Origin of the sequence: Aliarcobacter cryaerophilus ATCC 43158, assembly GCF_003660105.1 — a bacterium.
Lineage (GTDB): Bacteria > Campylobacterota > Campylobacteria > Campylobacterales > Arcobacteraceae > Aliarcobacter > Aliarcobacter cryaerophilus.
The window spans coordinates 973,749-986,345 of sequence record NZ_CP032823.1; the positions used below are offsets into that span (position 1 = coordinate 973,749).

The 12,597-nt window shown below is 27.7% G+C and carries 12 protein-coding genes; 1 reads left to right on the plus strand and 11 read right to left on the minus strand.

Annotated elements, in window-relative coordinates; translation table 11 throughout:
* Position 1: 1 nt before the first annotated feature.
* The 10 genes from ACRYA_RS04840 to hpf form a co-directional block, all read right to left on the minus strand.
* Positions 2 to 370, minus strand: a complete 369-nt coding sequence (locus ACRYA_RS04840; protein ID WP_066223040.1) for a response regulator — start codon at positions 368 to 370, stop codon at positions 2 to 4.
* 64 nt (positions 371 to 434) lie between these two features.
* On the minus strand, positions 435 to 2,579 hold the full coding sequence (locus tag ACRYA_RS04845; protein WP_105917438.1) for a polyribonucleotide nucleotidyltransferase: 2,145 nt from the start codon (positions 2,577 to 2,579) through the stop codon (positions 435 to 437).
* Positions 2,576 to 3,241: a phosphoribosyltransferase family protein gene (locus ACRYA_RS04850; RefSeq protein WP_105917439.1), complete on the minus strand. Its 666-nt coding sequence runs from the start codon at positions 3,239 to 3,241 to the stop codon at positions 2,576 to 2,578. The genes ACRYA_RS04845 and ACRYA_RS04850 overlap by 4 nt, the downstream gene beginning before the upstream one ends.
* A 2-nt stretch (positions 3,242 to 3,243) precedes the next feature.
* The gene (locus tag ACRYA_RS04855) at positions 3,244 to 5,397 is read right to left on the minus strand and encodes an LPS-assembly protein LptD (RefSeq protein WP_105917440.1); all 2,154 of its coding nucleotides are present in this window, start codon (positions 5,395 to 5,397) and stop codon (positions 3,244 to 3,246) included.
* Entirely contained in the window at positions 5,390 to 5,833 is a 444-nt protein-coding gene (locus tag ACRYA_RS04860) for an RDD family protein (RefSeq protein WP_105917441.1), read from the minus strand. Before ACRYA_RS04860 ends, ACRYA_RS04855 begins: the two co-directional genes overlap by 8 nt.
* Position 5,834: 1 nt before the next feature.
* Entirely contained in the window at positions 5,835 to 7,106 is a 1,272-nt protein-coding gene (gene purD, locus ACRYA_RS04865; protein ID WP_105917442.1) for a phosphoribosylamine--glycine ligase, read from the minus strand.
* 235 nt (positions 7,107 to 7,341) lie between these two features.
* On the minus strand, positions 7,342 to 7,971 hold the full coding sequence (locus ACRYA_RS04870; RefSeq protein ID WP_105917443.1) for a uroporphyrinogen-III synthase: 630 nt from the start codon (positions 7,969 to 7,971) through the stop codon (positions 7,342 to 7,344).
* Positions 7,946 to 9,508 (minus strand): SulP family inorganic anion transporter, encoded by a 1,563-nt coding sequence (locus ACRYA_RS04875; RefSeq protein WP_228199789.1) that lies wholly within the window; start codon positions 9,506 to 9,508, stop codon positions 7,946 to 7,948. Before ACRYA_RS04875 ends, ACRYA_RS04870 begins: the two co-directional genes overlap by 26 nt.
* A gap of 8 nt (positions 9,509 to 9,516) precedes the next feature.
* Positions 9,517 to 10,980, minus strand: a complete 1,464-nt coding sequence (der, locus tag ACRYA_RS04880) for a ribosome biogenesis GTPase Der (protein ID WP_105917444.1) — start codon at positions 10,978 to 10,980, stop codon at positions 9,517 to 9,519.
* An 80-nt stretch (positions 10,981 to 11,060) separates the two neighbouring features.
* Complete coding sequence (gene hpf / locus ACRYA_RS04885) at positions 11,061 to 11,591, minus strand: ribosome hibernation-promoting factor, HPF/YfiA family (protein WP_105917445.1); 531 nt, start codon at positions 11,589 to 11,591, stop codon at positions 11,061 to 11,063.
* 101 nt (positions 11,592 to 11,692) lie between these two features.
* Here hpf and ACRYA_RS10750 point away from each other — a divergent pair, with 101 nt between their 5' ends.
* Entirely contained in the window at positions 11,693 to 11,845 is a 153-nt protein-coding gene (locus tag ACRYA_RS10750; RefSeq protein ID WP_165786083.1) for a hypothetical protein, read from the plus strand.
* Positions 11,846 to 11,879: 34 nt separating this feature from the next.
* Here the strand turns inward: ACRYA_RS10750 and ACRYA_RS04890 are convergent, their stop codons facing one another.
* On the minus strand, positions 11,880 to 12,584 hold the full coding sequence (locus ACRYA_RS04890; RefSeq protein ID WP_105917446.1) for an SDR family NAD(P)-dependent oxidoreductase: 705 nt from the start codon (positions 12,582 to 12,584) through the stop codon (positions 11,880 to 11,882).
* Between the last annotated feature and the right edge of the window lie 13 nt (positions 12,585 to 12,597).

The window sequence follows — 12,597 nt, forward strand, 5'->3', positions numbered from 1 at the left end:
TTTATCTACTTAGCACTATATTTACAGCTTTTAAAAGCTGATCTGGAACAAAAGGTTTAACAATCCAACCAGTAGCTCCTGCAAATTTACCTTTAGCTTTCATCTCATCACTTCTTTCAGTTGTTAAAACTAAAATTGGTGTTTTTAAATATTGAGGAATTTTTCTAAGTTCACCAATTAAGGTTAAACCATCCATATTTGGCATATTAACATCTGTAATAATTAAATCAAAATTTGTATTTTTTGCCTTAGCTAGACCATCTACTCCATCAACTGCTTCAACCACATCTGTGTAACCACCCTCATTTAAAGCATAGTTTAACATGTCTCTGAGCATTGTAGAATCATCTACTATTAAAAGTTTAGCCATATATGAGCCCCTTGATTTTATTCATTTTAAAATTTTTCCCATCGTAACACAAAATTAATTAATATTAATTTAAACCTAGTTCTATTTTATCTTTTTGGATTTTTAGAACTTTTACATCTATTTCTTGTCCAACACATAGAATATCAGTTACTTTTTCTACTCTTTGTTTTGAAATTTTAGATATATGTAAAAGCCCTTCTCCGCCTTTTGCAAGAAGAATAAATGCACCAAAATCAACTATTCTTTCAACTTTTCCAGAAACAATTTCATCTACACTATAAAGTTTTTCAAAATCGATTTTTGCTGGTGATTTATATGAGCTTGCATTGTTAACCAACTCTTTTATAAAATTACTTGCTTCTGTTATTTTAGAAGAATTTTCTCCACTTACCTTTACAATCCCATTGTCTCTATCTAAATCTATATTTACAGAGTATTTTTCAATAATCTCTTTAATTGTAGCTCCACCTTTTCCAATAATAACCATCATTTTAGAACTATCAACTTCAAACTCTTCAATTTTTGGTAAAGCAGGACTTGAAACTATATTTGTACTAGCTTCTTCCATAATATTCAAAATATGTAATCTACCTTCTTGAGCTTGTAAAAGAGCTTCTTTGAGAACATTTAACTCAATTCCACCAAGTTTTATATCCATTTGTAAAGCTGTAATACCTTTTGAAGTTCCAGCAACTTTAAAATCCATATCTCCATCGTGATCTTCAAGTCCCATAATATCAGTTAAAACAGAGTATTTATCACCTTCAACAACCATTCCCATAGCAACACCTGCTACAAGATCTGAAATTGGAATATTCGCAGCTTTAAGTGCTAATGAACCACCACAAACAGTTGCCATAGAAGAAGAACCATTTGATTCTAAAATTTCTGAAACTATTCTAAAAGTATCTTTAAAGTTTTTATTTATTGTAGATTCTAGTGCTTTTTTTGCTAGATTTCCATGACCTAATTCTCTTCTTCCTACATTAAAAATTGGTTTTGCTTCACCAACACTAAATCCAGGGAAATTATAATGTACCATAAGATTTTCCATAGAAGTTGATTTATCTGTTAAAACTTCATACATTTGTCCATCTTTTGCTCCAGCAATAGTTCCTACAACCAATGCTTGCGTTTCACCTCTAGTAAAAAGACAAGAAGAGTGTGCTGATGGTAAAATATTTGTTTCAATACTTATTGGTCTTACATCTTTAAGACCTCTTCCATCTGCTCTAATTTTTTCATTTACTATCATAGCTCGAACTAATTCTCTTTTTACAATATTAACAGCTTCAAAAATTATTTTAAATTCAAATTCATTTGTAGTGCAATAATCATTTTTTGATATACTTTTTGCTAATTCTTTTAACTCAACTGCTCTTTCACTTTTTGCTAGTTTTTTGATAGCATCTTGTATATCATTTGAGAAATTATTTCTTACATAATCAATTACTTCTTTTTCAATTTTAAACTCAACTAATTCTACATTAGCTTTTATTTTACAAGCTTTCTCAAAATTTGTCTCATAAGCTATATTTGCTTTTTTTAAGGCTTCTTGAGCAAAAGCTATTGCTTCTATTAAAGTTTCTTCTTCCATCTCATTAGTAGAGTGAATTGAATCATTTAAAGATGAAATAGTTTTCATCTCAATCATAAGCAATTCATCTTTTGAACCAGCTATATATAAATCTAAAGTAGAATTTTCTAAGTCATCTTTTGTTGGATTTATTACAAGTTTATTATCAATTTTTCCAACTCTTACACCGCAAACAGATTTTTTAATAGGTAAATTTGAAGTATAAAGTGCTGCATTTGCTGCATTTAGTGCCAATGTTTGTAAATCTACATTTTTATCAGCGCTTACAACCATTACAGTTATTGTTGTTGGATATACAAAACCTTTTGGAAAAAGTGGTCTTAAACTTCTATCTATTACTCTTGAAGTTAATGTTTCAAAATCGCTAGGTTTTCCCTCTCTTTTGATAAATCCACCAGGAAGTTTTGCTGAAGCATATGTTTTTTCAATATATTGCACAGTAAGCGGAGTAAAATCTTCACTTACTGGATTATCAAACTCACTAGCAACCGCAGCTATTACAACTGCATTACCCATCTTTGCCAATACTGCACCATTTGCTTGTTTAGCAATTTTATTAAACTCAAAAATCTCTTTTTGTTGATTTAGCTCTAATTCACATTTTATTATCATTCTTTTTCTTTTCCTTCATTTTTAATTCTATTTATATCTTCATACGTTATCTCTTCAAAAGTATCATAATAATACTCTGCCTCAATAAAATGATCAAGACTTTTTATATAGTATAAATCATCTGTAATACTATCGATTGCTTTTATACTAGCAGTTGATAGTATTGGAGTTGCTACACTTATAGATTTTACTTTTTGAGTTATAATAGTTTTTATACAAGCCATCATAACTAAACCAACATTTATATCTTCATCTACAATTAAAACATTTTTTCCAGCTAGATTTTGAAATTTCTCACCATTTCTAAATCTATATGCTATTGGTTTTATATTATTTTTATATATCTCTTTTGACATAGTATATATTGAATCAAGATTTATATTAAAAGCTTTAACTAACTCTTCATGTATTAAAACTTCTTCTAGTTCTGTTACAACTGCTATTTCACAATCATCATTTTGTGGTGCATAAATTTTTTCATTAAACATAATATCAAATTCTGCATCCAAACTATCTGCTAATATTTTTGCAATTTCATAACCACCATATGAGCAAGCAATTACTGTCCACTCTTCAAGCTTCATACTATCTATTGGTAATATTTCCAGTAGTTTATAAGCTGCTTCTTCTCTATTTTTAAAATATATATTATCTTTACTCATTATTACTTATCGCTATCTTTAACTATAGATTTTTGTCTTATTCCACCAATTGGTTTTAGCATTAAAACTGCATATACAATAGTTTGTTCATGACTATCATAACTTCTTGTACTTTCAACATATCTACTTCTAGGAGTTATCTCTTTTTCAAGTAGTAAATCTAAATTCCAACAACTATCATCTATATTCAACCCTATTCCTTGTCTATTTCTTGTTTTTTCTTGTAAATCATAGTTTTCATAATATTTTATAGAGTAATCTTTCGCTAATTTATAAGAAGTTGATAATCTATATGATTCTAAATCATCTCTTGTGTTAAACTCATTATCTGTTTTTTTAGTATAATAATAACCAGCACTAAAAGTTAAATCTTCGTAACTTAATGAGTTATCAAAACTTCCTTCAACAACTTTGTTATCATTCATATTATAAACAACTTTTCCAGATATTGAACCATAATCATGATTTATCTTTACATAGTTATCTAAATCTTGAAATTTTGGTTCATCAAAACTGTTATATAAAATAGATTGCGACATTTTATGATTTATAAACTGTTTTAAATTATCCTTATCATAAATTGACTGATTTAAAGATAATTTTATTGTTTTTTGACTTTGTAGAGTTGGAAAAACACTTAATTCATCATATTTTAGTGGCTGATTTTCTTTTACTGTTATATTGTACAAGTCTCCATCTTTTCTTATATTTTCAGGTACATCATAACTAGCATTTAAGTTTAAAGTATGAATATAGTCATTATATGGCTTTATTAAGTCTGTCCCAACAATAAAAGAGGTTGTATTTTGGATTAAAGTTCCATTCTCATATCTTAAATTATTATACAAAGAGTTACTATAATCATACTGAGTTAAGATAGTTTTATTTTCAACGCCTAAATACATATAATCATCTAAAATATTTTTTGTATAACTAATAGGAACAGTTATATCATAGATTTTTGCATTTAAGCCCTCTTTTCTTGTGAAATTTTGTGCTTTTGTATCTATAGAGTATATAAGGTTTTCTAAAAACAACTCTTTGTTATATGAGTGAAGCTGAATTTGTGGCAACTCTTGCAAAGTATTATCATTTGTTTTTCTTGAAGCATCTACATAGTATTTCCCATAAACTCCACCATAATATTCAGGTGTATTATAAAAATAGTTTATTTTAGACTCTACTTTTTTATCAGTCCCTAAATTATCCTCTTGTTCTTTTAATGTTATATATTCAATATCATTTAAGTATCTAATTGAAGTAAAAACTCCATCTTGATGCTCTTTTTTTGTTGCGAAAATATTTTTTCTCTCATAATCAATATCTAAACCATAATGTTCGCTATTTTCAAGTTTTTCTTCTTTTCTATAGTTATCAAACTCTTTAAAATATCCTGTTTTTACATTAAGCATACTATCAGGACTATCGGCATATCTAAAATTTGCGTAGCTTCCGTATCCTCTTTGTGTTCTTATTTGAGGAATTAACTCAATATCATAATCATCAGCAGGAGCTATAAATATTGGTTGTGAATATAAAAAACCTTCACTACTTGAATATCCCATAGTTGGAAGTAAAAGCCCTGTTCGTCTAGTTGTATCTGTTGGAAAACCAAAATATGGAAGATAAAAAACAGGGACATTTTTTACATAAAGTCTAGGGTTATAAGTATTCATCCACATAGCTTCAGTATCATAATCACTACTTGATGACCTAATGCTCCAAATTGGATCAATACAATCACAAGAAGATAAAATAGAGTTTTCAAGAGTTATTACATCTTTATCCTTATTTGCCTCTTTTGAGTTTGACCAAATATTTGAAGTATTATCCATTAAAAATACTGGGTCTTGATTTATAATATCATTTTTCATATCTACATAAGCGTAGTTACTTTGAGTTTGAATTTTATTATCTTTGATAATTAATACATTATCAAAAAGTTCTAAAATCTCTTTTTCTTTATCATAAACCATCTTATCAGAACTTAAATAATATGTTGCAGAGTATGCAACAACATCACCAATTGCAGTTATAATGTTATTTTTTGTATCAACATCTTTTGCAACAAGTTGTAATTTTTCCATATTTAATTCTTGTGCATTTACTTGAATTAAAAATGAAGCTAAAGCTAATGAAATAACTATTTTATGCATTTACTACCAACGTTTTACCAGTAAAATCATGAAAAGTTCTTCTACCTTCAGTAAAAAATCCTATTAAAAATCCTATGTAAAAAAACATTTCAGACACAACTCTTCCTAAACTTCTTAAAAAAGATGAAAAAAAGCTAACTCTTTCCCAAGAATTAGCATCTATTACTCTAATTTTTAATATTTTTTTACCTAAAGTTTGCCCATAATACCAAATAAAAAAAGTATGATATATAAGCTTTAATAGTATTAAAGGCACTACAAAAGTTGTTTGCATTAGATTTATTAAAGCCTCTTGACTGTCACTTACAGCAACTATGCTATTCCAATAAATAAGACAAATTAGTAAAGTTACAATCAAATCATCTATAATAAAAGCCAATGCCCTACTTCTAAGAGTTGCTAACTGTAAGTTTGAGGTATTATTTTGCTCTTGCATTTTAGTTCTTTAAAGCTTGATATGCAATATCACTTCTAAATTTTTTTCCATCAAAATGAACTTCCGAAGATAATAAATAAGCTCTATCTCTTGCTTCTTTTATACTCTTTCCAACTCCAACACAAACCAAAACTCTTCCTCCTGTTGCCAAAAGTTTTCCATCTTTTTCTTCAACCCCAGCAAATGAGATATGTGAGTTATCAAGTAAATCTCTATCCACAATATTATCAATAGTTATAATAGAGTGAGCACTAGCACTATATGGATAGTTTTCGCTAGCCATTACAACTCCAACCGCAAATTCATTTTTTATTATAATATCAAGTTTATCGAGTTGTTTTGTTGCTCCATAATAGAATAAATCAGAAACTTTTGACTCAATAAGAGGCATTAAAATTTCACACTCAGGATCTCCAAATCTAACATTATATTCAAGAACTATTGGCTCACCATTTACAACCATAACTCCAACAAACAAAACTCCCTCAAAAGGAGCATTTTCTTCTTGCATTCCTTTTAGCGTAGGTTTAATTACTCTATCTTCAAGTTTTTTATAAATCTCATCATTTATAAGTGGAGTTGGAGCATAAGCACCCATTCCACCAGTATTTGGTCCTGTATCACCATCTCCTACTCTTTTGTGATCTTGCGCAGCTGGAAGTATTTTGTAATTTTCACCATCACAAATTGCAAATACTGAAAGTTCATAACCATCTAAAAACTCTTCAACAATAACTTTTTCACCAGCTTCTCCAAAACTACTTCCGCTTAACATATCATCAACTGTTTTTTTAGCTTCTTCTTTACTTTGAGCTATTATTACACCTTTTCCACCGCAAAGACCATCTGCTTTTACAACTATTGGAAGATTTTTCATATTATCAATAAAATCATAAGCATCTTGTTTATTTGATGTTTCTATAAATGCTGCTGTTGGTATATTGTATTTTTTTAATATATTTTTCATATAAGCTTTTGAACCCTCAAGCTGAGCTGCTTCTTTTGAAGGTCCAAATATAGTTAATTCGTATTTCTTAAATATATCAACAACACCATCTACAAGTGGACCTTCTGGTCCAACAATTGTTAAATCTATACTATTTTCTTTTGAAAAAATTGCTAGTTTTTCATAATCAGTAATATTAATATTTTTTCCTAAATTAGAAGTTGCACCATTTCCTGGCATAAAGTATAAATTGTGAGATTTTTCATTTTTTAGTGCAAGTCCAATAGAGTACTCTCTACCACCACTTCCAAGTATTAATATATTCATTATTCTTCCCTTTAATTTTTAAAATCCAAGTAGCCGATAACCATAAAGGTGGCCCTAAAAGCCAAGTATATATACAAGAGAAATACTTTAGGAGCAAAAACCAAAGGAGATGCTGCACACAGTATAAACTACAAATTTGTATAAAATAAAATATTATCGGACCCGCAAGTAATGGAAATCCCGTACTACTTAGAATTGATTATTTTATCTAAAAAAATTTAAAATTGTGATTAAACTAATCTTTAAGAGCTAGTTTAACACACTCCTCAACACTAGTGATAGAACTTATTTCACACTTTATATTTTTTGGAAGATATAAAGCTGTTGTTTTACCTATTGCTATTGCTTTAAAGCTATCTTCCCAGCTATATTTTTGAAAAAAACACTCAACACTAGATGGTGAAGTGAAAATAATTGTAGAGTTTTTATCTAAAGCTTTTCTTTCTTTTTTATTACAAGATGTTTTGTATGCTATTATTTCATCTATATTTATACAGTTTTCTTTTAAAATATTTGTAAGATTTGATACAGTTTTTAATGCTCTTACATATAGAGTTTTTTTATTTTTTAAATATGGTATTAATTCATTTGCAAAATCATTTCCATGACCACTAAACCCAATAAAAGCTATATTTGCACCAAATTTTTTTGCAATATCTGCTGTTTTTGGAGCTATTACATAAGATGGAATACTTTTCCAATTTATACCATTTTCTTCTAGTGAAAAAATAGCATTTTTTGATGTAAAAACTAAGGCATCATATTTTTTTAAATCTAAATCAAATTTTAAATACTCTATCTCAAAAACTTCAAGATTCTCTACTCCATCAAATTTTTGCTCATTTAGTAGATATATTTTGCTCATTTTTTAACTCTTCTTTTATATGTATTTTTGCATGTTCTAGTATTCTGTATATCTTTATGTTATTAAAAATTTTACCTATTTTCAACAATCTTCTTTTATGAGTATACTTTATAACCAAAATAATCTCAATATTTTTTTCTTGATATTTTTCTATAATATCTTCAAGTTTGAATATAGCAGACATATCTAAATAACTAACTTCTGTGCAATCAATGACCATTTTTTCGCTTTTAGCTTTGTTTAGAACTCTCTCAAGAAGTATTGCTGTCGCAAAAAATAAAGCTCCTTTTACTTTTATAATATCTATATTTTTCTCATCTATAAAAACTTTATAGTGTTTAATTTTGATATTTTTTGATATTTGATAAACAGCGATAAATGATGAGATGAAAACTCCAGCAGCAACTGCTATGATTAAATCTACAAAAACTGTTAATAAAAATACAGTTATCATAATAATTAAATCATCTTTTGATACTTTTTGTATGATTTGTAAAAATCTATAATCTAAAATATCAAACCCAACTTTTATAAGAATCCCAGCAAGAAGTGCCAAAGGAATTTTTGAAGCAACTGGAGCTAAAAATAGAGCTATTATAAGTAATACAATAGCATGAGTAACTCCAGAAATTCTAGTTGTTGCTCCATTTTTCATATTAACAACTGTTCTCATAGTTGCACCTGCTCCTGGAATTGCACCAAAAAATGAGCACATAGTATTTCCAATACCTTGAGCAATTAATTCTCTTTTTGAATTATGATTTGTTTTTAGTTTTGAATCAACCAAAACAGATGTTAATTGAGTATCAACAGAACCTAAAAGTGCTAATGTAATAGCAAAAGTAAGAACACTACTTAATTCTAAAATATTAAAAGATGGGAAAATAAAATCTGGTAATTTAGATGGGATTTCACTTATTGTTGCAATATTTAAGTTTAATATCGTAGATAAAATAGTTACAAAAAATAGAGCTATTAAAGCTGCTGGAACTATTTTTGTAATACTTTTTGGAGTTAAAAACATTATTAAAATTGTAATAAGACCAACAAAAAGTGCTTCATAATTTATATTTTCAAATGTTTCAAAAAGATGAGTAACTATATAAACAATTGAACTATTTGTATTGGCTCCAAAAAGTGGATTTATCTGTAAAATTATTATAATAACACCTATTCCACACATAAAGCCAGAAATAATTGGATATGGAATAAATTTTATCCATTTTCCTAAATCAACAATTCCAAAAGATATTTGAATAATTCCAGTAAAAAATACAATTGCCATAACAGTTGAAAAATCATTTGGAAAAGTAGCAATTGCAGCTGCTGTTACTACAGTCATTGGACCAGTTGGTCCTGAAACTTGAACAGAAACTCCACCAAAAAGAGAAGCAATAAAACCTAATATAATAGCTCCATAAAGTCCTGCAATAGCTCCTGCTCCACTTACAACTCCAAAAGCTAAAGCTAAAGGAAGCGCGACTATAGCAACAGTAATTCCAGCTAGAATATCATTTTTTACAGTTTTAATTGTCAAAAAATTTCCTATCTTTCTAAATACTCTTCATCACCCATTTTATCATTTTTTCCACGAGCAATAACATGAATAGGTGTTCCTTCAAAATTAAACTTTTCTCTTAAAAAGTTAATTAAATATCTTTTATATGAGTAGTGTAAAAGTTGTGGTTTATTCATAACTAAAGCAATTCTTGGTGGTCTTGAGCTAAATTGTGTAGAGTAATAAATTCTTAAATATGCTCCATTTGGACTTGGAAGAGAGTGTCTAATTACTGCTTCTTCTATTACTTTGTTTAATTGTGAAGTTGGAATTCTTTGTGTATAGTTTTCAAAAATCTCTATAATTTTATCTTTTAATCTATCTATACTTCTTCCTGTTTTTGCTGAAACTGCTATGATTGGAGCATAAGATAAAAATCTAAATCTTCTTCTTACTTCTTCTTCCATTTTTTGAAATGTATCCATATTTTCATCCCATTTATTTAAAACAATAATTGTTCCAAGACCATATTCATCAACTAATCCAGCAATTTTTTCATCTAAATCTGTAAGTTCTCTTGAAGCATCAAGAATAACTAAAGCAACATTTGCTTTTTCTAACATCTCTTTTGTTCGCATTAAGGCAAATTTTTCTATGCCTTCAATACTTCCTCTTCTTCTAAGTCCTGCTGTATCAACAAAAGTTATCTCTTTATCTTTGTAAGAGAAAGTCTCATCAACAGGATCTATCGTTGTTCCTGCAATACTTGAAACAACTGATCTTTCCATTCCAACAAGAGAGTTTAAGATAGATGATTTTCCAACATTAACTCTTCCGATAATAGCAACATTTATTGAAGTATCATCAACAATAAATTCTTCTTCTATTTTTTCTAATCCCTCAGCCGAAAAATCTTCGTTATTATCAAAATCTTGTTCAAAGAACTCATCTTCTAGCTCTTTTCTTCTTCTTTCTTCTTCCATTCTTGCAACTGTTTCAGGATTCTCAGGAAGATGTTTATAAATCCACTCATAAAGTGTTTTTGTGCCACGATTATGAGAAACTGATATTCCAAATAGATTCTCTTCTCCTATTCCAAATTCAAAAAATTCCCAAAGCCTTTCTAGCTCTTTATCATTGTCAATTTTATTTACAATCAAAGCAAGCTCTTTACCTAATCTTTGAAGCTCATAAAATAGTTCTTTATCTTTATCATCTGGGATATTTTTTCCATCTACAATAAAAAGTATTATATCAGCCTCTTTTGCAGTTTTTACAGCCTTCTTTTTTACATTTGAAAAAATTTCATCATTTGTATCATCTATACCACCTGTATCAAGAATCAATGCACTTCTATCAATAATCTCTATCTCATGTCTTCTTACATCTCTTGTTGTTCCAGAAACATCTGATACAATAGCTATTCTTTTATTTGCTATTCTATTAAAAAGTGATGATTTTCCAACATTTGGTTGCCCAATTAGTGCAATTTTTTTTAAGTTTTTTTCCATAAATTTTATCTAATCCTATTTTTATAAATTAAAAAAGGTACTAGCAAAAGCTAATACCTTTTTGCATACTTTTTTCTATATTAATAAAGTCCAAATTTTCCAGCAGCATTTGCCTTGTAAAGAACTCTCATATTGTCATCTTTGTCATAAAAAACTTTAAACAAAGCAGTTGAATTTTTCAACTCTTCTAAAGCTTCTTCAATATCTATTGGCTTATAAGAAGTTAATCTTTGAGGTATAATCTCATCTTCAAATTTTTCAAGCTCTTTTGCTATACCATCTTCTACTTCAACAGCTTCACTAAATTTTGTAGCTTTGTGAGCAGTTATTTTGTCATTGTGTCTTCTTAAAACTTTTGATACTCTATCTGTTGCTATATCAATTGCAGTATATAAATCTTTATCTTTTTGCTTGATAACAACTGTATCTATATTTGCAATATTTAAAGAGAATTCAAAAGTAAAACCTTTTGCTTTTTCATCTCCAACAATCGTAGAAGTAACTGAAATAATATCCAAGTTATATTTTTTAAATGTATCTATTGAACTATTTATATAATCTTTTATTGCATCCGTAAGTTTTATATGTCTTCCTACTATACTTGTATTCATAATTACTCCTTGAAATAAAATATCTTTATTCTAGCATAATTTCCTTTTATTGTATGAGAATTTCTGATAAAATTTAATTAAAACTTAGAAAAGGTCTATTTGTGGAAGTATTATTGTTTATTTCATACTTTATATTTTTTTTAATTGCTTTTATTCTTACTTTTGTAAGCTTAAAATATTTTATTACAATGTGGAAATTTAAAAATAGAAAAAAAGATGGAAGTGAAGATGATAATTTTAAAAGATTTGATTAAATAAAATTAAAAATTAACCTTATTTAAGTATTTATTAAGAGTCTAAAAACTCTTTTTCCAAATTTTCTTTGTCATCTTTTAGTCTTCTTTTTATCATTTTAGAAAAATCATCAGGATAAATTTCAAATTCATTATTTTTTATTCCATTTATAATATTTGAAACTATATAAGAAGTTGAACTTTTTGGCATATCTTGCCCTTTTGTCATATTTGTATCGATTGGTCCTGGTAAAACTTCATACACTTTTATATTTTCTTTTTGTAACTCTGCTCTAAAAGCTTGTGTTAAAGAGTGCAAGGCACTTTTTGAAGCACAATAAAGTCCCATGATAGGAAGATTTATTAAAGCTAAAATTGAAGTAATATTCACAATAGAGCCATTTTCATTTAACTTTTTTGATAATATTTGACAACTGTTTAGTGTTCCAAAAAGATTTACTTCAAAATCAATTTTAGTATCATCGAAAACTTTTTTTAAGCTATTTACACCAGCATTATTTATTAAATAATCAATATTTTCTATTTTAGAAGCTATTTCTTCTAAGTCATCTTTTTTTGTAATATCTAAAGAAAAAGTCTCTATTTTTAATGATAATTTTTTTAATTCTTCTAATTTTTCTAAATCTCTTGCTGTACAATATATTTTTTTTACATTCTCTTTTAATAAAGCTTCAATAAAAGATTTAGCTAAACCACCATTTGCACCTGTAATAAATACTACTTTATTTTCAAAACACATATCAACTCCTTTA

Bases quoted from the DNA above. Each gene is read 5' to 3' on its own strand.
- ACRYA_RS04860 (WP_105917441.1), bottom strand. From the start codon at position 5,833: ATGCAAGAGCAAAATAATACCTCAAACTTACAGTTAGCAACTCTTAGA.
- ACRYA_RS04840 (WP_066223040.1), bottom strand. From the start codon at position 370: ATGGCTAAACTTTTAATAGTAGATGATTCTACAATGCTCAGAGACATG.
- purD (WP_105917442.1), bottom strand. From the start codon at position 7,106: ATGAATATATTAATACTTGGAAGTGGTGGTAGAGAGTACTCTATTGGA.
- der (WP_105917444.1), bottom strand. From the start codon at position 10,980: ATGGAAAAAAACTTAAAAAAAATTGCACTAATTGGGCAACCAAATGTT.
- ACRYA_RS04870 (WP_105917443.1), bottom strand. From the start codon at position 7,971: ATGAGCAAAATATATCTACTAAATGAGCAAAAATTTGATGGAGTAGAG.
- hpf (WP_105917445.1), bottom strand. From the start codon at position 11,591: ATGAATACAAGTATAGTAGGAAGACATATAAAACTTACGGATGCAATA.
- ACRYA_RS04855 (WP_105917440.1), bottom strand. From the start codon at position 5,397: ATGCATAAAATAGTTATTTCATTAGCTTTAGCTTCATTTTTAATTCAA.
- ACRYA_RS04890 (WP_105917446.1), bottom strand. From the start codon at position 12,584: ATGTGTTTTGAAAATAAAGTAGTATTTATTACAGGTGCAAATGGTGGT.
- ACRYA_RS04845 (WP_105917438.1), bottom strand. From the start codon at position 2,579: ATGATAATAAAATGTGAATTAGAGCTAAATCAACAAAAAGAGATTTTT.
- ACRYA_RS04850 (WP_105917439.1), bottom strand. From the start codon at position 3,241: ATGAGTAAAGATAATATATATTTTAAAAATAGAGAAGAAGCAGCTTAT.